Origin of the sequence: Gluconobacter thailandicus F149-1 = NBRC 100600, assembly GCF_000964465.1 — a bacterium.
GTDB classification, from domain to species: domain Bacteria; phylum Pseudomonadota; class Alphaproteobacteria; order Acetobacterales; family Acetobacteraceae; genus Gluconobacter; species Gluconobacter thailandicus.
In genome coordinates, this window is sequence record NZ_BANH01000044.1 from 32,838 (window position 1) to 53,017 (window position 20,180).

At 56.4% G+C, this 20,180-nt stretch carries 18 protein-coding genes; 4 read left to right on the forward strand and 14 right to left on the reverse strand.

Annotated elements, in window-relative coordinates; all coding sequences use genetic code 11:
* Nucleotides 1-5: 5 nt before the first annotated feature.
* From B7444_RS12000 to B7444_RS12020, 5 genes are all read right to left on the reverse strand, one after another.
* Nucleotides 6-2,348, reverse strand: a complete 2,343-nt coding sequence (locus tag B7444_RS12000; RefSeq protein ID WP_252365385.1) for a tetratricopeptide repeat protein — start codon at nt 2,346-2,348, stop codon at nt 6-8.
* Between the two features lie 116 nt (nt 2,349-2,464).
* Nucleotides 2,465-3,193: a MotE family protein gene (locus tag B7444_RS12005; protein WP_007281572.1), complete on the reverse strand. Its 729-nt coding sequence runs from the start codon at nt 3,191-3,193 to the stop codon at nt 2,465-2,467.
* Nucleotides 3,194-3,198: 5 nt separating this feature from the next.
* Nucleotides 3,199-3,708 (reverse strand): DUF6468 domain-containing protein, encoded by a 510-nt coding sequence (locus B7444_RS12010; protein WP_007281573.1) that lies wholly within the window; start codon nt 3,706-3,708, stop codon nt 3,199-3,201.
* 17 nt (nt 3,709-3,725) lie between these two features.
* The gene (fliM, locus tag B7444_RS12015) at nt 3,726-4,835 is read right to left on the reverse strand and encodes a flagellar motor switch protein FliM (RefSeq protein ID WP_007281574.1); all 1,110 of its coding nucleotides are present in this window, start codon (nt 4,833-4,835) and stop codon (nt 3,726-3,728) included.
* 17 nt (nt 4,836-4,852) lie between these two features.
* Complete coding sequence (locus B7444_RS12020) at nt 4,853-5,326, reverse strand: flagellar basal body-associated FliL family protein (RefSeq protein WP_007281575.1); 474 nt, start codon at nt 5,324-5,326, stop codon at nt 4,853-4,855.
* Nucleotides 5,327-5,389: 63 nt separating this feature from the next.
* On the opposite strand from B7444_RS12020, the gene B7444_RS12025 reads away from it, so the two are divergent.
* Both B7444_RS12025 and B7444_RS12030 read left to right on the forward strand, forming a co-directional pair.
* Entirely contained in the window at nt 5,390-6,631 is a 1,242-nt protein-coding gene (locus tag B7444_RS12025) for a lytic transglycosylase domain-containing protein (protein ID WP_007281576.1), read from the forward strand.
* 170 nt (nt 6,632-6,801) lie between these two features.
* Complete coding sequence (locus B7444_RS12030; RefSeq protein WP_007281577.1) at nt 6,802-8,217, forward strand: amino acid permease; 1,416 nt, start codon at nt 6,802-6,804, stop codon at nt 8,215-8,217.
* Between the two features lie 71 nt (nt 8,218-8,288).
* Here B7444_RS12030 and B7444_RS12035 read toward each other — a convergent pair whose 3' ends face one another.
* From B7444_RS12035 to pstC, 6 genes are read right to left on the reverse strand one after another with little or no spacing between them, the layout of a single operon-like run.
* A complete protein-coding gene (locus B7444_RS12035; RefSeq protein WP_007281578.1) occupies nt 8,289-9,548 on the reverse strand; it encodes a sensor histidine kinase in 1,260 nt (419 codons plus the stop codon).
* Between the two features lie 3 nt (nt 9,549-9,551).
* Nucleotides 9,552-10,274, reverse strand: coding sequence for a response regulator (locus tag B7444_RS12040; protein WP_007281579.1), 723 nt, complete (start codon nt 10,272-10,274; stop codon nt 9,552-9,554).
* Entirely contained in the window at nt 10,271-10,993 is a 723-nt protein-coding gene (phoU, locus tag B7444_RS12045; protein WP_007281580.1) for a phosphate signaling complex protein PhoU, read from the reverse strand. The genes B7444_RS12040 and phoU overlap by 4 nt, the downstream gene beginning before the upstream one ends.
* 6 nt (nt 10,994-10,999) lie before the next feature.
* Nucleotides 11,000-11,770 carry a phosphate ABC transporter ATP-binding protein PstB gene (gene pstB / locus B7444_RS12050; protein WP_016737842.1) on the reverse strand — a complete coding sequence of 257 codons (771 nt, stop codon included), beginning with the start codon at nt 11,768-11,770 and terminating at the stop codon, nt 11,000-11,002.
* 17 nt (nt 11,771-11,787) lie between these two features.
* A complete protein-coding gene (gene pstA / locus B7444_RS12055; protein WP_007281582.1) occupies nt 11,788-12,660 on the reverse strand; it encodes a phosphate ABC transporter permease PstA in 873 nt (290 codons plus the stop codon).
* The gene (gene pstC, locus B7444_RS12060) at nt 12,657-13,625 is read right to left on the reverse strand and encodes a phosphate ABC transporter permease subunit PstC (RefSeq protein ID WP_007281583.1); all 969 of its coding nucleotides are present in this window, start codon (nt 13,623-13,625) and stop codon (nt 12,657-12,659) included. The genes pstA and pstC overlap by 4 nt, the downstream gene beginning before the upstream one ends.
* 259 nt (nt 13,626-13,884) lie before the next feature.
* Here pstC and B7444_RS12065 point away from each other — a divergent pair, with 259 nt between their 5' ends.
* Nucleotides 13,885-16,416 (forward strand): glycosyltransferase family 2 protein, encoded by a 2,532-nt coding sequence (locus B7444_RS12065; protein WP_007281584.1) that lies wholly within the window; start codon nt 13,885-13,887, stop codon nt 16,414-16,416.
* Between the two features lie 57 nt (nt 16,417-16,473).
* Nucleotides 16,474-17,013 (forward strand): DNA starvation/stationary phase protection protein Dps, encoded by a 540-nt coding sequence (gene dps, locus B7444_RS12070; RefSeq protein ID WP_007281585.1) that lies wholly within the window; start codon nt 16,474-16,476, stop codon nt 17,011-17,013.
* A 91-nt stretch (nt 17,014-17,104) separates the two neighbouring features.
* Here dps and B7444_RS12075 read toward each other — a convergent pair whose 3' ends face one another.
* From B7444_RS12075 to B7444_RS12085, 3 genes are all read right to left on the reverse strand, one after another.
* Complete coding sequence (locus B7444_RS12075; protein WP_007281586.1) at nt 17,105-17,524, reverse strand: hypothetical protein; 420 nt, start codon at nt 17,522-17,524, stop codon at nt 17,105-17,107.
* Nucleotides 17,525-17,841: 317 nt separating this feature from the next.
* On the reverse strand, nt 17,842-19,077 hold the full coding sequence (locus B7444_RS12080) for a glycosyltransferase family 4 protein (protein WP_007281587.1): 1,236 nt from the start codon (nt 19,075-19,077) through the stop codon (nt 17,842-17,844).
* Between the two features lie 124 nt (nt 19,078-19,201).
* Nucleotides 19,202-20,113 (reverse strand): hypothetical protein, encoded by a 912-nt coding sequence (locus B7444_RS12085; protein WP_007281588.1) that lies wholly within the window; start codon nt 20,111-20,113, stop codon nt 19,202-19,204.
* Between the last annotated feature and the right edge of the window lie 67 nt (nt 20,114-20,180).

Here is a 20,180-nt window from a genome sequence, read left to right on the forward strand (position 1 = left end):
AGGCCTCACCCTCCTGCGGGAAGTGAAGATAGCTTCCCCCCTGTTAACAACTGGAACATCGCAGCTGAAGGCTGGCCACTCATCCTGGCAGCAAACTGCTTGCCCAGAGCAGCGAGTGTTGCATCATCGTGCGCCCGGGATGCATCCGCTCCAATTCTCAACACAAGATCACTCTCTGTCGATGTCAAAGGGCTGCTCTGTGCGACATTCTGGCCCGATAACAATGGCTGAAGCAGATTTTTCAGAACCGCAACGGCGCCGTCCCAATTTTTCTGCTGTTCCAGAATATCAGCCTGCATCTGCAGAGCTTCTGGCTCCGCACGACTTTGCAAATATCCCAGCGCCTTTTGCGGATTATGCTGAGCCAGCGCAATTTTCGCACGGATAAGGGCGACCTCAGAAGATTCTGAATGCCCTCCGGGCAATGCGCTAATCCCTGCTGGCGCCTCAGGAGGAAGGGCGCGAAGGGCGGCATCCAAGTTTCCGGTTTTCAAATTCAGGCGCGCAATCTGAAGATTTGTCTTCTCCGCCTCGTCGCCCTGCTGAAATTGCCAAAGTGCCTGAAGCGCCTCACATTGTGCTGTGGGCAAACCCAAAACCGCATAACGACTGGCAAGAGCCTTCAAAAGATTGAGCTGAATGCCACTATCTCCAGTGGCGGCAAGGACCGCTTTCTTCAAAAGATCAGCTTCAGCCAGCGCGCCATCTGCCTTGTCAGGAGAGTAAGAGGCGATCCCTTCAGCAACAACAGAGAACCGCTCCCGACCAGGAAAGGTGGTTGCCCCGTAAAGTTGCTGACCATCCTGTATCGCCTGAAGCGCCTTCCGCCATTCTCCCGCTTTTACAAATGCATCTACAGACAGCAACCTTGCCTCTTGCTCCCGGCCGGCCATCCGAAATGCCGGCATCAGCGCATCCAGACGTTCACCAATAGTTTTCGGCGGCATCTGACCTGTCTCAAGAGCCAGACGCAACGCAGCTTCCCGGGCCACTGGCCAAACCATCGGAGAAGCACTTCGAGACAGCGTTTCCAGTCTTTCTCCAGCATCAGAAGCGTGGTCATGGGCAGCAAGCAATGCGCGTGCCAAAGCTGTTTCTGAGTTCTCTGGCATACTCCGAAAAGCCGCACGATCTCCGTCATCTCCGTACCGAACAACCCATTCAGCCGCAGGGGACAAAAGACGATGGCGTAAGGGTTGTGCGTATGACACGACGGAGGGCAGCCCTGCTGCAATGAGCTTCGCAGCCTTTGCACGTTCCTGATCCGACACCGCCCCCTCCCTGCCTGAGAGGACTGTTCGCACCATCCCGCGCCAGAACTGATCTTCAGGCGCTGAACCCTCTTCTGCGTTTTGTAGATCCTCCGCAGAACGCGCATTCAGAACAGCAGCAATCTGCTGCAACCGTTTTACGTCGGGTCGTGCAATGCCTTCAGGCTGATCTTCCAGCGCCGTCTGAAGAATCTGGGCAAGCTCGAGTCCATTCCCCAAACGTGCCATCTCCTGTGCCAGACGAATTCTGGCATCAAACCGCTGCCCTGCAGTGGACGTGGCAGCCGCTATCCATGCATGATATGCCGCTGACTGAAGCGCTTCTGGAGACGTTTCTCCCAACCGGACTCCCACCATGGAGGCTCCATAGGCCGCCATCTTTCCCTGCGAGAGAAGAGGCATGCTTCCGGGCCCTATCCGATCCAGAAAGAATTTTCCCGAAGCCTGACGTAATTCCAGCGCGTCAGAATCCGCTGCGATGACAACCCCTACCAGGCTGGAACGGATCTCAAACCCGTCCCCCCTTCGAGCCATTGCATCAGACACTGAACCAGCCTGCGCCAATCCCAGCAAAAGACGCCGGCCCGAGTCAGGGTCCTGAAACGTGAGAACCTGCATGGCGTCACTGACCTGCGGCGGTGTGAAGGTAAGCGCCTGCCCTTCCTGGCCAAGCTGCATTGTGCCGCTTCCCCCGGATGGCTCCAAAGACACCGTCCACCCCCCCGCGACAGGCTTGAGTGTAAGAGCCGCATCGATCGGACAACTGATCCGCACCAATGTTGCGGTGCCCACAATCTGGCTCTGCACCGCCCCAAAAGGAGCTATCCCGGCCAGCGCCGCAGTATCGAGAGGATGGCGCCCCCCTGCGACAAGAACGAGCCGCGTCCCTTTCCGAAAAGCCGCAATGGGAGTTCGTTCCCCCAGAGGCAGCCACAAACCGGTCGCGTCCTGACGGGTTGACGAAGACAGTGGAAGAGCAATTTTGGCAACGCCTGCGCCCTTTTCACCTGCGTCTTTCGAAACCTGATCATTTCCTTTCGACACTCTGGAAGACAGAAGCGGAGAAGGATCATTCAAAAATGACCACCCCTGTGGAAGAGCGAGCTCTTTCGCAGACGATACCGATGGACCTGCAAGTGCAGTTTCTGCGAAGGTCATTAGCAGCAGCGCCAAGGCAGAAATCCGCCGAACGTTCATCCGTTGATACCACGCGGGCCGACATGGGCGTGAATGTTGGCAAGAAGCTGTGTCGCAAGAATAGCTCGCTGTGGGGACATTGCTTCCATGATTGCAGAAGCCTTGCGGGAGCTCATGCGATTCAGAAGACCCACACCCACCCGGAGATCCAGAATATTGAAAATTACGGCGGCATCAGCAGGCTTCATGGCTTCGTAGATTTTTACAAGCCGGTCCGTATCCTGATTCAGAAGCTCATCAGAGTGCCGCTCACTTTCTTCAATCTGTGACCGTGACGTCTGCAAGGCCGTCATCCGGCGTTGAAGCTCTTCCTCACCTGCATCAACAAGACGCTGTCTCTCATCAAGAGCCTCAGCCTTTCGATCCAGTTCCTGCTGGCGGGCATTCAGTTCCGCTTTCAAAGCAGGATCGACGGTCTCTGCCGCCACGCCTTGGGGAAGCTGAGGCGTGCCCTGACACCCTCCTGCCTTACACAGATCTGCTGTCGCAGGCACTGGAACCGCAACAGCCACAGGCTTTTTCTCAACTGAACGAGGCGCTTCCACTTTCTGAGTAGGCCCGTCAGTGGAAACATCAGGTGCCGCTGACGGCTGGGCTACTGCCGATGCAACCAGAGACGATCCCGTCGGGTTCTCTGCACCAACATACTCCACCAGGTCGTAAACTTTGACGCCCAGCAGAACGATCATCAGGCCACAGGTGATATGGAGCAGGCGAAAAAACATTTTGCTTACCCCTGTTTCTGACGAAGGGCGCGCAGAAGTTCGCGCTCAGCTGCACTTTTACCAACCGGGTTTTTGGTTGTTCCAATACTCCCCAACCGTCCTTCATCCACTCGGGGCCGAAGAGAGGGACGCGGAACAACAATATCCCCGTCATCCGCACGAACCATGGATGCATGGCCCTGCGCACGTTGTGGCTGTGTAGGACCACCCCCTTCAAGAACCTGCGCAGCAGCTTCGGAGCGTTCGCACAGTGCCGTCAGTTCCTGCTTGAGAACCTTTCCGGATTCCACGGTCTTCCCAAGCGCACGCCCCACCATCTCCGTTGTCTGACGAAGATGATCGATACCCGACTGCGCCTGCGCGCTGCTGCTTTCGAGGCTCATGATCAGCGCATCAAGCTGCCCACGATCCCGCCGGATCACAGCCAGTGCACGACCAAGATAGAGGCTGTAGAAAATCGTCACCAGCAGCAGCACTGACAGGGCGATTTCAAGCCCAAGCTGGAACCTGTCCATGAAAATGCTCCGTCTTTTCAGCTATAGGCGGAGGGCCGTTCAGCAGCCGCTCCTCCAATCAGATTTTCTTCGATACGGACAGCCACATGTCCCTGCTTTTTTCCGACGCGCCCTCGGAAAACCGTCTTATCGCCACATCGCATCTGCACGAGTGAAGTTGGATCACGACGCAACACCAGCCGATCGCCTGGAGAAAGACTCAGAATATCCTGAAGGTTCATGGTCTGCTCTTCCAGAACAGCGTCCAGGGTTACATCCGTGTTCCAGAGTTCCTGTGCAAGATGACTTTCCCAGATCCCGTCATGCCCAAATTTCTCACCCATGAACTGCTGGAGAAGGATCTCACGAACAGGCTCAAGCGTCGCATGAGGCAGGATCAGATCCACGTCACCACCCCGGCCGTCCATGTCGATCCCGAACCGGGCCATGACCACACCATTCGTGGCGCGTGAGATGGTCGCAAAGCGGGAATTCAGCTCCAGACGATCCAGCCGGAAATTCACGGCACAAAGAGGGCTAAAACTCATGGAGAGATCACTCAGGATCACGCGGATCAGCGGCTCGATCAGGGCGCGTTCAATCGCTGTGTGATGCCGGCCTTCGGGCCGTCCCTCGCTATTCACGGAAGAGCGCACGCGTTCATGACCGCCAAGCAGCGCATCGATAATACTATAGACCAAAGACGAGCTGAGAATGAGAATGCCATAATTATCCCACTCTTCCGCCTTGAAGACCGCAAACATCGACTGCCCGGAGACGTTCTCCAGATAATCCCCAAAACGCAGGGAATTCAGGCGGTCCATCGAAACTTCAACATTGTCGCTGGTAAAATTCCGCAGACTTGTCGTCAGGATGCGGACGAGACGGTCAAAGACCACCTCCAGCATGGGCAGACGCTCATAAGAGACGGAAGACGTCGTGATCAGTCTTTCCAGACCACTCCCGTCACCACCCCCCTTCAGCGGAGTGTCACTTCCGAACAGACTATCGATTTCAGCCTGGTTAAGAATGCGGCCCGTACCGTCATCCTCCTCCGGGAATCCAAGGTCGTCCATGGAGAGAGCAAATTTGGGAGTCGGCATATCGCCGTCCTCTTCCGAAACCTGACCTGGCTGCCTGCCATCCATGTTTGCCGCCTCCGCAGTCACTGCACCAGCAACTCTACAAAGAAGAGATCCCGGACCGGCAAAGGCGCAAGAATGTTGGAAACCTGTGCTAAAAGCGTCTCCCTGAGGCGGTAGATACCTGCGCCCGACAGCTCTTCAGGGCGCATACCATGAAGGCAGGTCTGAAAAGCGTCCTGGATCTGGGGCATCAGCGGCCCGATTTTTGCCGTATCTTTGCTGTCTTCAACCTGAAGGCGCGCGCTGATCCGAATATACCGCGCCCTGCCCTCACCGGTATCCAGATTGGACACCATCGTGGGAATGGTAATGATCGTTAGCTTTTCGGGTTGTGAGGCAGGTTTTTCAGGATGAGACGCAGGGTGATGGAAGTGCTGCCAGGCGAATGCGCCTCCTCCGGCCAGCAGGACGCAGAGGATCGCTGCAATCATGATGATCCTGCGCTTCCCGCCCCCTTTTACAGGGGTTTCAAGTTCCGGAGTCTCCGTCGTCACCGTGTATCTGCCTTCTCTTTCGGACAGATCCCATCATCAGCTCAAAAGATTAACGTTGGGTTTATGACGCCCCGAAAAAGGCACCTTTTCCTCTATGCCGGAACCCTTTGCCTGACCGGATTTCTCCTTTCCGGATGTGCCTCCCAGACCTCGCCTTACAACCGGTATTACGCCGCAAACGGGGCCTACAAGGCCCCCGGAACAGCCAGTGACCCATGGGGGCCATACATTCAGCAGGCTGCCAATCGCTTCTCGATTCCCGAAGCGTGGATTCGCGCTGTGATCCATCAGGAATCGGGCGGCCACCAGTATCTCAACGGACAGCCCATCACCTCCAGCGCCGGCGCCATGGGGCTGATGCAACTGATGCCCCAGACCTACGCGGAAATGCAGAGTCGCTTCGGGCTGGGATCTGATCCCTACGAACCTCACGACAATATCATGGCAGGCACGGGCTACATTCAGATCCTGTCCCGCAAATATGGCGCACCTGCTTTTCTGGCCGCCTACAATGCCGGGCCACAGCGCCTTGAAGATTACCTCTATGAAGGACGATCCCTTCCTAACGAGACCGTTAATTATGTCGCGAGCATTACCCCGCATCTGGGGACGCAGGTGGCAATGACCGGCCCTCTCGCAGCCTACGCATCAACCACTCAGCTCAACGCGTCTCCAATGGAGGTGGCAGAAGCTCCTGATACCTCCACCCAGTTAGCCATGAACCAGACGTCAAGCAGCTACGCTCCTCCACAACAGAGTGTTCAGCAAGCCTGGGCGGGTCGACGCATCACATCTGTTCCGTCTGATACAATGCCGCCAGATCTAACGCCTGCAGTCCCCTGCGACCCGAACAGTGCCTATGATCCGGACACCACCTGCATTCAGACACCGGCTCCATCCGGCCAGCTTGCCCCGCCATCAGCGACACCCGAGCCACAGTACACGTCCAGCAGTTCTCTACCGCCTCCACCGGTCATTCCCACTCCTCCCAGAACATCGGGGGCTTCATCTGGCCTGAACCCCGTGAGCGTGAGTTATCGCACCCCTGGAAGTTATGGAGACTGGGGTATTCAGGTTGGCGCCTTTGCGAATCCCGGACAGGCCCGTTTCGCAGCCACGGTGGCCAGACAGAGCGCATTCTCTCCGCTTCAGGCTTCCCGCCTCGAGATCCAGCCGACCGTCGCACACGGAACGCGCTTCTGGCGGGCAAGACTGGCAGGAATCAGCCGTTCAGGTGCCGCTCAGGCCTGCAATACTTTGTCAGGGCAGGGTATGGCGTGCATGGCCGTCCCTCCTGGGCATTAAGTTACTCATAAACCGGGATTTTCGTAAGAAAACTCAATGCGCGTTGGCAACAGGCGTGGTTTGCCCTATGTTCCCATGCAGATTGGACATACCTGCCACGCACGAAGTGTAGGTGATCCACGCCAAGACATTGTTTTCACCACGCCGATCCCGGCTCTCAGGATGCGCAGATGACGACCAGCCCTGCTCACGATTACACTCCCCCATCGGAAGATGTCATCAGCGAGGAAGGGTATCATAAGGATCTCGGTCGTCGACATATCCAGATGATCGCCATCGGTGGCGCCATCGGCACGGGTCTGTTCCTTGGTGCGGGTTCGCGCCTTCAGGTCGCCGGACCTTCCCTCGCGCTGATCTATACCGTTTGCGGTATCTTTTCCTTCCTGATCCTCCGCGCCCTCGGCGAACTGGTCATGTACCGCCCGACCAGCGGTAGTTTCGTGACTTATGCCCGCGAATTCCTGGGCGAGAAAGCTGCGTATGCGGCTGGCTGGCTTTCGTTTCTGAACTGGGCGATGACGGGTATCGTCGATATCACGGCCGTGGCCCTTTACATGCATTACTGGGCCGTTTTCGTGGATGTGCCACAATGGGTGTTTGCGCTGGGTGCACTGGCTATCGTTGGCACCATGAACATGATTGGCGTCCGTTATTTCGGCGAGATGGAATTCTGGTTTTCGCTCATCAAGGTCGTGGCACTCGCAGCCTTCCTCATCGCAGGAACGCTGATCCTCGGTAGCCGCGTACCCGTTGGTGGCCACACAACAGGCCTTCACCTCATCACAGAAAATGGCGGCCTGTTCCCGCACGGGATTATCCCGGCGTTTCTGCTGCTTCAGGGTGTTGTTTTTGCCTATTCAGGCATCGAACTGATTGGAACCGCAGCGGGTGAATGCCATGATGCCCGCGAAGTTCTGCCCCGCGCCATCAACAGCGTCATCTGGCGTATCGCGCTATTCTATGTCGGTTCCGTTGTGCTTCTGGTGTGTCTCCTGCCTTGGACGTCCTACCATGCCGGGGTCAGCCCGTTTGTGACGTTCTTTCAGACGTTGGGCATTCCCGGTGTCGGCACGATCATGAACATTGTGGTTCTGACAGCGGCTCTCTCCAGTCTGAACTCAGGCCTTTATTCCACTGGCCGCGTGCTGCGCGCCCTGTCACTCGGCGGCTCCGGGCCAAAGATGCTGTCCAGGATGAACCGAAGCTCAGTCCCTTACATGGGTATTCTGACAACGCTGGCGGTCTATCTTGTTGGCGTCGGACTAAACTATCTGATCCCGGCCCGCGTCTTTGAAATCGTTCTGAATTTCTCTGCCGTTGGCATCATCAGCACCTGGGCATTTATTCTGCTCTGTCAACAACGCCTGCGTGCAGCCATTAACCGTGGAGACATTGCACCAACCAGCTTTGCCATGCCCGGCGCACCGTTCACCAACTGGATCACGCTGGGTTTTCTGGCATTCGTACTGCTTATGATTGCGTTCGATTATCCGGATGGGACCATTACAATGGGTGCCACCCCGCTGATCGGGCTCGTGCTTGTGGGCGGATGGGTTCTTCTGGGCAAAACCCGCAAGACAACCTGATAGCCGGTTGATCCAAAAGCGCTCCTTCGGGAGCGTTTTTTTTGCCTGATGTCAGGATCAGACCAAAACCATCATACCGTCTCGGACTGAACAACGCTCACCGGCGGAAGCCAGACAAGACATGTCGTCCCACGCCCCGGCGCACTCGCCACGCGTAGCCGGCCTCCATGACGATCCAGAATATGCCGGACGATGGACAGGCCAAGACCCGTGCCCTGTTGGGAAGGCTCCACCTTGTCCACGACACGATAAAAGCGTTCGGTCAGGCGCGGAAGGTGATGCGCTTCCATGCCTCGGCCATTGTCCTCCACCCCCAAAAGAACGCCACCGTCTTCCGGCCAGCGATCATCCCGTGCCGGCGCCCTGCGGGCAAAAAGTGTCACAGCAAAAGGCTGATCCCGTTCCCGACCATATTTCAGGGCATTTTCGATCAGGTTCAGAAGCACCTGCACCATCTCGTCTTCATCCGCCCGGATTGTCAGATCATCCTCAATGGCGAGATTGAGCGTGCACCCGTCCTCATCGAACCGCGGGGCGACTTCTCCGAGAACAATCGCCATCAGATCCGCGACATCCACAACATCACGCGGTCGTTGATGCTCGTGAGCCTGAACACGGGACAGGTAGAGAAGCCGATCAATCAGCCGTTTCAGACGTGATGACTGCTGGCCCATGATATCCAGAAACTGTTGGCGCGTTCCCTCATCCATACTGGTGCCTCCCGCCCGGAGCGCATCAATAAAACCGCTCAGGGATGCAAGGGGCGTACGAAGCTCATGGCTGGCATGAGCAACGAAATCCATCCGCATCCTGTCGAGAACCTGCGCCTCGCTACGGTCCGACATCACAACCAGAACACGCTTATGACGGTCCTGCGCCCCTGGGAGCCCTCTCAACGAGAGATGCAATGTCCGTGGGACGGGAACATCCAGCGTGAAGGTTGTGGAACATACAGGCGGGAGGCCATCCGCTCCCTCAGGCTCAGCCCGTAAGGCGGCGGAAAGCGCAGAACGCGCAGCAGGGTGCCGCAAAATCGCACCGACACTGTCTCCGAACTGCGTCAGGGCTTCTTCATTGGCCTGAAGCACAGCCCCGAGCCTGTCCAGCAGAAGCACACTGCCCGGAAAAAGCTCGATCGGGAGCGGAGCATCCGGCAGCGGAAGCGATAGCCCCAATGCGGGATATTCAGGAATGACAGGCTGTGGGATTGCACGACGACGAAACGCGAGAATCGCCGCCCCCCATCCGACAACGACACCGCCTACCAGGGCAAGGCCAGCCCACAGAGGCAGCCCATCATAGGGAATGGCTGCCAGACTGTCGGCCCTCACCCGTTAAAGCCCGTCCGTAACCGGACCATCATCCAGAGCATAGCCCGCAGCCCGAACCGTACGGACCAGGTCCGGCTCGTTCGGGCCGTTGATGGCCTTGCGGAGGCGGCGGATATGAACGTCAATCGTGCGGATTTCCACATGAATGTTCTGCCCCCAGATCCGGCGCAGCAGGTCTTCTCGCGAGAAGACCTTGCGCGGATTGCGGATCAGAAGGTCCAGCAGGCGATATTCGGTTGGCCCCAGAGAGAGCAGACGTCCCGCACGTTCCACACGATGCGTTTCAGGATCGAGCGTGATGTCAGCAAACGACAACACATCGTAAGACGATTGATGACGTCGCAACAAAGCACGCAGACGCGCATCCAGCGTATCCACGCTACAGGGCTTGACCAGATAGTCGTCTGCGCCTGTATCGAGCCCGCGGATAGCGTCCTGCTCACCGGAACGGGCCGTAAGCAGAAGAACAGGCAGGTCCCGCAGCGCCGGATTACTCCGGATACGACGGCAGAGATCCAGACCGGAAAGACCCGGCAGCATCCAGTCCAGCACGGCAGCATCCGGACGAGCCGTTTCCAGAAACTGAAGAGCCGTCTCCGCATCGGGGGCGGATTCAACGCGATATCCTCGCTGTTCGAGGTTGTATCGCATCATGAGCAACAGGGCCGGATCATCCTCAACGACGAGGATGAGGCCCTTTGCTCTAACCTGCGTCGTGCCGCTCACCGGTCGTCTGGCTCGGCGGTAGTATCAATGGATGTCGGGCCACCGCGGGGACGAACTGCCGGAAGATTGTCACCCGTTACGGCATAGAAAACCCGCTCGGCGATATTGGTAGCGTGGTCGCCTATCCGCTCAAGGTTCTTGGCAATGAACAGAAGCTCCGTACAGGCCCGGATATTGCGGGGATCTTCCATCATGTATGTCACGAGTTCACGGAACAGTGCCGTGTAGTACTCGTCCACGGCACGATCCGCATGCCAGACTTCCATGGCCCGGTTGGAATCCTGCTGCGTGATGGCATCAATGGAACGGCGCAGATTGTCCTGTACCAGACGCCCCATGCTGCGCAGACCCGAAAGCGAAATCTGACCGTCGGAACCACGGATCCGCAAGGAACGGCGCGCAATGGACGATGCATAATCGCCAATCCGCTCCAGATCGCCCGTGATCTTCAGAGCCGCGACAATTTCGCGAAGATCGCTGGCCATCGGGCTGCGCAGGGCCAGAAGACGGATAGCGAGGCTTTCAACGTCACGTTCGAGCCCATCCACATCGGGATCCTGACGGGCGGCCGCATCGGCGGCCTCCTCGTTCCGGTCCGCGATAGCCGAAAGCGCGAGAGCCACCTGGTTTTCCACGATGCCACCCATCTGGGACATCATGGACCGGAGCTGACCCAGCTCCTGCTCGTAGCTTTTGACGATATGAGATCTGTCAGCCATGGCGGATTATCCAAATCTTCCGGTGATGTAGTCCTGGGTCTGCTGCTGGCGCGGGTTCGTGAAGATACGATCCGCAGTATCCACTTCAATCAGACGGCCCATATAGAAAAATGCAACCTGATCCGCACACCGTGCAGCCTGCTGCATGTTGTGCGTAACGATCGCGATCGTGAACTCTTCCTTGAGTTCGTCCAGCAATTCCTCGATACGCGCCGTCGAAATCGGATCCAGAGCGGAAGTCGGTTCGTCGAGCAGAAGAACCTCAGGACGTGTCGCGATGGAACGCGCAATACACAGGCGCTGCTGCTGGCCACCGGACAGGCCGGCTGCCGGAGCATTCAACCGATCCCGCACTTCGTTCCACAGGGCCACGCGCGTCAGAACGTCCTGCACACGGGCGTCCATGTCAGCCTTGTTCAGGCGCTCATGCAAACGCACGCCGAAGGCGATGTTGTCGTAGATCGACATGGGAAACGGTGTTGGTTTCTGAAAAACCATACCGATCCGGGCCCTGAGGATATTCAGATCAAGGCCGGTCTCAAGGATGTTCCGTCCGTCGAACAGGACTTCTCCGGTCGCCCGCTGCCCTGGGTAAAGGTCGTACATGCGGTTGAAGATCCGCAGCAGTGTGGACTTGCCACATCCGCTGGGTCCAATCATCGCCGTAACCTTCCGGGCAGGAAAATCGATGCTGATGTCGTGCAGGGCGTGATTCTGTCCGTAGTAGAAATTAAGGTTGCGAACAGCGAGGGCCACCTGCGGCCTGGTCTCGGTCATGTTGAAATCCTGTAAAATCATCCGCGACGGGCCGAAAGACGGACGGCAATATTGATGGCCAGAACACCCATGGTCACAAGCAGTGCGCCTGCCCATGCGAGCTGAACCCAGTCTTCGTAAGACGCACCTGCATACTGATAGATCGTCACGGGCAGGCTGGCCATCGGGCGGTTCAGGCTAAAGGACCAGTTCTGATTGCCCAGAGACGTAAAGAGCAGCGGTGCCGTTTCACCACTGACGCGGGCCAGCGCCAGAAGAATACCAGTCAGAACACCCGTCTTGGCAGAGCGCAGACACAGAAACAGCGTCACCCGCCAGCGTGTCGCCCCAAGAGCGGCACCGGCTTCCCGCATGGCAATCGGCACAAGCCGAAGCATGTCTTCTGTCGTGCGAACAATGATGGGGACGGCAAGAATTGCGAGCGCAACCGACCCGGCAAAGGCCGAGAAGTGCCCAAACGGCGCTACGAGAATCTGATAGACGAACAGACCGACGAGAATGGAAGGAACAGACATCAGGACGTCCGACACGAAGCGGACGCAGGACGCGAACCGGTTCTGGCGGTTTCCATATTCCGAGAGGTAGATGCCACAACCCAGCCCAAGAGGCGTTGCAATCAGAAGAGCCAGAAAGGTTTGGATCAGACTACCGAGAATGGCATTTGCCAGACCGCCACCAGAGCCCGGAGGCCCCATCGGCTTCATGATTGCAGCCGCGGAAAGACCACTTATCCCGCGGGACAGCAACGTCCAAAGAATGGACGTCAGAACAAGCACCAGAATGCCAGCCGCAACCATTCCAAGCAGTGTTGCCAGTTTATCCATTCGACGGCGACGCGCGCCGTTGGCGTTTGGAGCCCAGCCGCTGGAGGACGTCGTCATGTCGCTCATTTCCCGTCCTTCCGCAGCATACGGGCCAGAGACAGGCTGGCAAAAGACAGCAGCATGAGAATGAACCCAAGAGCCAGAAGGGAAGACAGTCTCAGGGACCCGGCCGGACTTTCCGGAAACTGAAGCGCAATCAGGGACGCAACAGTGCTTCGTGGAGCAAACAACGACCAGCCAACAGACGTTACGTTACCGATCACGAACGTAACCGCCATGGTCTCGCCCAGTGCACGCCCCATTCCCAGAACGGTCGCACCGATCATTCCTGTCCGCGACCAGGGGACCACGACTTTCCACATGACGTCCCAGCGTGTTGCACCCAGTCCGTAGGCACTTTCACGCAGCATTCCAGGCATGGCCCCAAAAACGTCCCGCATCACGGCGGTCATGAAGGGAGCGATCATCATGGCGAGGACGATGCCTGCGGTCATGAGACCTGTACCGAATGGTGCGCCGTGGATCAGCAGACTGATCCCCGGCACATGCCGGAAGTGGTGCATCATAAAGGGCTGAACATGCCGCGCCATGAAGGGCACGATTGTGAAAAAGCCCCACATGCCAAAAATGATGGATGGCACGGCAGCAAGAAGCTGAACCGCTGTTCCCACAACAGCCGCGACCTTGGGCGGTGCGATTGCGGTGAGCCAGAAGGCCGTTCCGAAGGCGAGAGGCATCGCAATCAGCACACCGATCAGTGTGCTGATAATCGTGCCAAAAAGAGGTGCCCATGCCCCATAATCGTTCGTAACCGGGTTCCACACATCGCGAAACGTAAAGCCAAGCCCAAAAGTCCTGAATGCTTCCTGGCCACCAACCCCCATCAGAACAACCAGACCGCCGAGAGCGATGAGCACGATAAGTGAGCATCCTCCGACGATGGCCTGAAATGCGGTATCCGCGCTGCTCCGCTTTTCCTTGGACTCAGGAGCGGAGACTTTGTCGGGCTGCCTGGCTGGGGCAAGTGTCATGCGTCAAAGGCTCTGGCTGTGATAACGGTGCAGGCTGACGGCACACGCCGCCACTTCCGTGCATTAGCCTTCCGGAACAGGAAGAACAACCGGTGCGTGCGATAGGGGCTGTGAAAGATTTATGTCAGTCACGATATAATTTTTTTTACTCCTCTCTCCTGACGCCCCCAAGACAGGTTGAAATAACTGATTTAAGGTTATTGAAAATCTTTGCGCCAGTCATGAAACTGAAACAGGCGCGGCTCGGGAGATAGAGTAAATGACGACAGCCCCAACACCTCCTTCTCCACCTGCTTCCGCGAGCCTTTTCATTGGCCACTTTGACCAGTTCATTGATGGGCAGGCCCGGGGCTGGGTTATTGATACGAGAGGAATTGGTCCGGCACGTCTGCACGTTCTGATAGATCAGCAGGAGGTCATGCAGATCATCTGCGAGCAAGACCGCCCCGATGTTCAGGCTGCTCTGGGACTGCCCATTCCAAATGTTGGGTTTGAATTTGCCATCCCTGAGAAATTCATCGACGGCAAACCGCATGAACTGTCCATTCGCCTCCCAGACCGCTCGGTACTGCCGCTGACCAATCCGGCAGATCCAGACGCCACTCCCCTTCCGGTTGTCAGATTTACCCACAAATTCCAGCCTCAGTATCAGAGCTTTGTGGATGGCGTGAAGCAGGGAGCGTTGAGAGGCTGGCTTCTGAAGGCAGAGCGCCCGGGCGCGGAGATGCATGGCGGTTGCATGATCTCCGTCATGGTTGACGGCGTGCGGATTGCCCAGGCCCGTGCTGACCGTTATCGGGGAGACGTCGCTGCTGTCCTCGGCTGTGACCCCAACTGCGGCTTCGAAATTCCCATTCCGCAGCATCTTCGCGGCAGTACGCCACGTCAGTTCAAGATCGTCACCCTGCCGGACAGCACTGAACTCAACGGCAGTCCGTTTGTCACGTCTCTTGCAGATGATGCCCTTGAAACACGCCTGGTCGATCTGCTTGGCGTGATTGACGGACTGCATCGTCAGCTCTCAGCCCTTCGGCAGGAAGTGCGTGATCTGGTTCCGCGTCGCGGCTACAATCTGGGAGATTACAACCGCTGGGCTCAGAAGTATTATCCCCTTCTGCGCGAACGGACTGCCCGTCAGCGGCAGCTTGAGGATGGTAAGGGTCTTGAAGAACCTCTGGTCTCCATCCTTTGCCCGACCTATCGCCCTCTGAAGAGCGATTTTGAGGCTGCCATCAACTCTGTCCTGTCCCAGACGTATCAGAACTGGGAACTGATCATCGTCGACGATGCAGGGAAATGCGCACAGACAACGGCCATTATCGAGCAGTTCTGCAAGGCAGATAAGCGCATCCGCGCAGTGCCTCTAAAGAAAAATGCCGGCATCTCTGGCGCTACCAATGCGGGCATGGATGCCGCTCGCGGAAAATACGTGGTCTTCTTCGATCATGATGATCTTCTCGTGGATGTCTCTGTTGAAGTCATGGTCCGCGCGGCACGTGAAACCGGAGCGCGCCTGCTTTATTCCGATGAAGACAAGATTGATCAGGCCGGTTACTTCCTGGAGCCAAACCTCAAGCCGGACTTCAATTATCGCTATCTGCTCGGCTGCAACTATGTCTGCCACCTGACCATGGTGGAAGCCGAAACCATGCGCGCCATCGGGCATCTGAAATCCGATTACGACGGTGCCCAGGATCACGACTTCATCCTGCGGGCAACGGAAATCCTGAAGCCTTCAGAAATCTACCATGTGCCGGAAATTCTTTACCACTGGCGCAAGACCCCGAACTCCACGGCAGTAAATGTCGCAAACAAGACCTATGCCATCGAAGCGGGCGTCCGTTGCGTTCATGACCATCTCAAGCGGCGTGGGGTCAAAGCAAAAGTCTCGTCCATCCGTGGCCTCACACTCTATGGCGTCAAGTGGCTGACACGGAAAACGCCGAAGGTCACAATCATCATTCCGTTCAAGGATCAGGTGGACACGACGCGCCAGTGCGTCGAAGCCCTTCTGACCAAGACAGCCTACAAGGCTTTCGACATCATTCTCGTCAACAACTGGTCCGTGGAAGACGAGACGGCTGCCTTCATTGAAGAGATGCAGGCCCATCCAAAGGTCTCCGTTCTCACGGTCGAGGAGCCTTTCAACTACTCGCGCCTCAACAATCTGGCTGTTGAGCAGACCCATGCCGACTACCTGATGTTCATGAACAACGATGTGTTCGTGGAACACGATGACTGGCTGCACATCGCCATCGGAGAAGCTCTGTCAGCTCCGGATGTCGGGGCTGTAGGGGCAAAGCTGCTGTATCCGAACGATACCATCCAGCATGCGGGCGTGATCGTTGGACCCGCCGGCATTGGCGCACACGTCCATCGTGGCGATCCGGTTTCCGAATATGGCTTTATCGGGCGGACCATGCTGTCCCATGAAGTCACAGCTGTCACGGCCGCCGCCATGCTTGTCCGTGCGGATGTCTTCCGGGAAATCGGTGGCTTCGATGAAAAGGAACTGACCGTCGCCTATAACGACGTCGATCTGTGCCTGAAAATTCGTGATGCCGGTTACCGGATCATTTTCTGCGCAGAAATCGTGGCTTACCACCATGAGAGCCTGTCCCGCGGCAGCGACGACCGGCCAGAACATGAAGCCCGCTTCTTTCATGAAACCCAGACGATGCTGGCTCGTTGGAGCAGCAACCCACTTTTCGAACGTGACCCGGCTTACCCCCGCTATTTCACAGTGGACCACCAGCCGTTCTTCGATCTCGTGGATCCGGAAACACTATGAAACCCATTTGGGAATTTGGCGTTTCTGGATAACGAACCTTGTTTCAGGAGACTTATTGTGGCTACCAAGTCCAACCGTCATGTCACCCAGAACAACACGGCCGACAACACCAAGAGCGTCTCGATCGAGACGCTTAACGCCCGTCTGGCCGACCTTATTGATCTCGCCCTGATCACCAAACAGGCTCACTGGAATCTCAAGGGGCCGCAGTTCATCGGCGTACACGAAATGCTGGATGGTTTCCGTACCAGCATTGACGATTTCGTTGATACGACCGCTGAGCGCGCTACACAGCTCGGTGGAACAGCTTACGGAACGGTGCAGGCTGTAGCAAAAAGCAGCAGCTGCACGCCTTATCCAACCGACATCTACCGCGTTGCAGACCACATCGCCGCCCTGATTGACCGGTACGCGACTGTTGCGAACAACGTTCGCGAGGCCATCAAAATTACGGATGAAGCTGGCGACGACGACACAGCTGATCTGTTTACAGAAGTATCCCGTGGCCTCGACAAGCATCTCTGGTTCCTTGAAGCCCATGTGCAGGAGCCAACAGGTCAGATGCGTGATGGCGATCATGACGGCAAGCGTAGCTGATTAGCGATTGCCTCCAAGAACTCTAAAAAAAACGGGGCAGCATGCTGCCCCGTTTTTTTACCTCCATTTCAGAGAAGAATTTTTTGCTGTATCAGAGGCAGCGCGCCAGATGTTCTCTGGCAAACCGAAATGCATCCACATCCAATGCTTCAGCTTCCGGACGTGTCTCAAGTATGGTCTCAGAAATATCCTGAGACTCGAGCGGAATCCTGACGGGCGTCAAGAATCCCTCCAGCGCCAGTTTTATAAAACTCCGAAATTCTTCTGTCGTGAGGGAAAACGGTATCTGGCCTCTTTCACGCTGCACAATCCACGAAGACGTCAGTTCCTGAAGACTGCCCCATTCTAAGGTTAGATCTCCAAGAGCACGCTGTTTCAGCGTTTCAATGCTTGCTTTTGCAAGAGCATTGATATCCTCTTCGGTCAAACGCTGAGGCATCAGGGAAGTATCTTTCTTCACCACCCAGCGATGTACGATGTCATGCAAGCCAGGAAGCATTTCGAAAGACATTCTAGACCACTCCTGTCACATCTGCTTACCCGCCGCAGACATATCTGTAATTCTCTATGATAAAGACGTTACCATACCTGCCAGAGCCATGGAATGTCGGCTTTATTTCCGATCACCCGCTACATTTGCGACGTCTCGTTAACCTGTGCTTTCAGTGAATTTTCCATAGCTTCCAATTCTATAATCAAACTGAAATTATCAAAATTGGTAAAATATTTCAGGGATTATTTTCAATATAAAGTATAATCCCTGAAAATAAAAAATTCCATCCTAAGTAGATCGAAAAATCTTTCGAATACCTTTATTGGCAGCTACCATTAAAATTCGTATTTACTGACAACATCCTTTACCAAGACATCATAGCGCTGCAGATAGTCCTGAAGAGACAGTTCGGCCTCTGCATATCCCCGTGCGCCCTGCCCAAGACGGCGAGCCTGCTTTCGGTCTTCCAGCAGTTCAAGAACCACATCGGCAATCCGGTCTGGCTCCAGGAATGGAACCAAGCGCCCTGTAACGCCATCGGTAATAAATTCACTTACTGGGGCAGTATCACTTCCGATGATCGGACACCCCGTCGCCATGGCCTCTCGCAAGGACCAGGACGCAACAAAAGGATAGGTCAGATACAAATGCGCGTCTGATCGCTTGAGCAGGCTGCGAAAATCGTCGTAGGCAACTTTCCCAACAAAATGCACGCGACTGAGATCAAGCTTCCCCTCCAGTTCCTTAAGCATGGTGTCTTTCCAGCTTCTACGATCCGGGGGCGGAGCGCCGTAACTGACCTGATCCCCTCCGACCAGAATGATCTGTGCATCCTTACGTTCGGTCAGAATGCGTGGAAGAGCACGCATGACACTATGGAAACCACGGTAAGGTTCAAGGTTACGCGCGACATAAGTCACCAGTGCATCCCGCGGGGAAATCTTCACACCGTTGATGACCAGATTACGCCGACGCGCCTGCGCATCAGGCTGGCATAGCTCAAGATTTACGCCCTCCCGCAACAGGGAAATCCTGTCCTGCGCCCAGCCGGGATATGTAGATTTCTGGAACTGCGTTGGCGTTTGACCATAGCCATTTGGCAAGGAAAGCGCCTGAAGATTTATGGCATTCTTCACCCGTACGGCAGCTGCCAGATCCGGGCTGGGCGGAAACTCGGGATCAAAACCCACATCGTTTCGATCTGTGTGATAGAAGAATTCGAAGTAGCCCAGAATGGGGCAACCCGGAAAAATATCGACCAGATTCAGCAGTTCGCCCCATCCATGATGGCCGATGATGATATCTGGCACATACCCAAGACCCTTGAGCGTCTTGGCAGCCGTTGCCACTGCTTCAGCCCGCAAGAGCCCGTATTCGAATTCCCGCAGGTGTGGATGCGTCGCGGACGACGGCAGTCGCGGCACGCGATAGATAGCGCGCCTTACTCCAGGAATTTCTCCAGCGTTTGCTTCGGAAATAAAGACAATTTCGTGCCCCCCCTGTTCGTGGAGGTGACGCACAAAATGCAGAAACTGACCGGGAAAATTCTGATGAACAAAGAGATACCGCACACCAAATTCCGGTCGTTAAAGAGGGTCTGGATTCAGGGCTGGAAAAGCAGAGGCTTCTCTTTCCCCTGTTTTTGAACGTCAGAGAAAACTGGCTCCCCATTCAGGCAGCCAGTTTTCGTCACGATCAGTCTGCGGAGGCAGACTTGCGCTTTGCGGGCGCTTTTGTCGACTTGGCGCGGGGAGCCTTTTCGCTTTTGGCGGCGGGAACTGCAGCGGCATCGTTCGGAATGATTTCAAGCAGGAAGGCTTCGAGCGGAGCAAGGCTCTCTGCTTCCAGTGCATCCGTTCCGTCGAGCGGGCCAAGACGTGACCCATCTGTAAAGGTGGAAGACAGGCGAATGTGATGCGTTTCTGCCGAGGCGCCCTTCAGACGGACACGCAGACCGAGAATGGGCAGCGCCATGCCGCGGGAACCGCAATACTGTCCTCCCTCAGACCAGGGCGACAGCCAGCCTTTACCCAGAACAGCCTGATATTCGATATCAGACGCAGGAATGCTGTTTTTTGGAGCAATGGCAAAGCCTTCGATCCAGGACTGGCTTCCCGGCGTTCCCATCCATTCACCGATTGGCGCTGCGACATCGCCAACACGCTGGACATGAGCAGAAATCTCGGCAGGACCTGTCGGCAGATCAGCAGATTTCTGCGCCGGCTGTGCAACGGCGACAGAAGCAGGACTAACCGATGTCGGACCAGCAAGCTGTGCCACCTGAAGCTTGGGAGCATCGTGCTGGCTGCCCGGCTCCTGATACGTGGTCACCAGGACAGCAGCAGGCCCACGGGTAATACGCACCAGAGCTGCGCCATTGGCGCCCCCAATCCATCCATCTTCCTCGAATGTGCTGACGGTAACGATTCCGGGGGGGGTGCCTGGAGCCCGGGAAATCCGGACGCCTGGAAGGCCAGCAGGTCCTGGATCTGGCTGTCCTGCGGCATGAAAGATGCAGAAAACTCCCGCATCGAGAACCATCATGTGAGCGCCAGACTTCAGGTCAATCACCCGGTTCTGCGTTGGTGCTTCAGCCGTCTTTGACATTCCCTACTCCACTTATTCCCGCATTAGGCTCAGGACTCATAGCCAGAAGATGACGGTTGCGGCGAGG

Bases quoted from the DNA above. Each gene is read 5' to 3' on its own strand.
- B7444_RS12005 (WP_007281572.1), bottom strand. From the start codon at position 3,193: ATGTTTTTTCGCCTGCTCCATATCACCTGTGGCCTGATGATCGTTCTG.
- B7444_RS12010 (WP_007281573.1), bottom strand. From the start codon at position 3,708: ATGGACAGGTTCCAGCTTGGGCTTGAAATCGCCCTGTCAGTGCTGCTG.
- fliM (WP_007281574.1), bottom strand. From the start codon at position 4,835: ATGGATGGCAGGCAGCCAGGTCAGGTTTCGGAAGAGGACGGCGATATG.
- B7444_RS12025 (WP_007281576.1), top strand. From the start codon at position 5,390: ATGACGCCCCGAAAAAGGCACCTTTTCCTCTATGCCGGAACCCTTTGC.
- B7444_RS12030 (WP_007281577.1), top strand. From the start codon at position 6,802: ATGACGACCAGCCCTGCTCACGATTACACTCCCCCATCGGAAGATGTC.
- phoU (WP_007281580.1), bottom strand. From the start codon at position 10,993: ATGGCTGACAGATCTCATATCGTCAAAAGCTACGAGCAGGAGCTGGGT.
- pstB (WP_016737842.1), bottom strand. From the start codon at position 11,770: ATGACCGAGACCAGGCCGCAGGTGGCCCTCGCTGTTCGCAACCTTAAT.
- pstA (WP_007281582.1), bottom strand. From the start codon at position 12,660: ATGAGCGACATGACGACGTCCTCCAGCGGCTGGGCTCCAAACGCCAAC.
- pstC (WP_007281583.1), bottom strand. From the start codon at position 13,625: ATGACACTTGCCCCAGCCAGGCAGCCCGACAAAGTCTCCGCTCCTGAG.
- B7444_RS12065 (WP_007281584.1), top strand. From the start codon at position 13,885: ATGACGACAGCCCCAACACCTCCTTCTCCACCTGCTTCCGCGAGCCTT.
- B7444_RS12075 (WP_007281586.1), bottom strand. From the start codon at position 17,524: ATGTCTTTCGAAATGCTTCCTGGCTTGCATGACATCGTACATCGCTGG.
- B7444_RS12085 (WP_007281588.1), bottom strand. From the start codon at position 20,113: ATGTCAAAGACGGCTGAAGCACCAACGCAGAACCGGGTGATTGACCTG.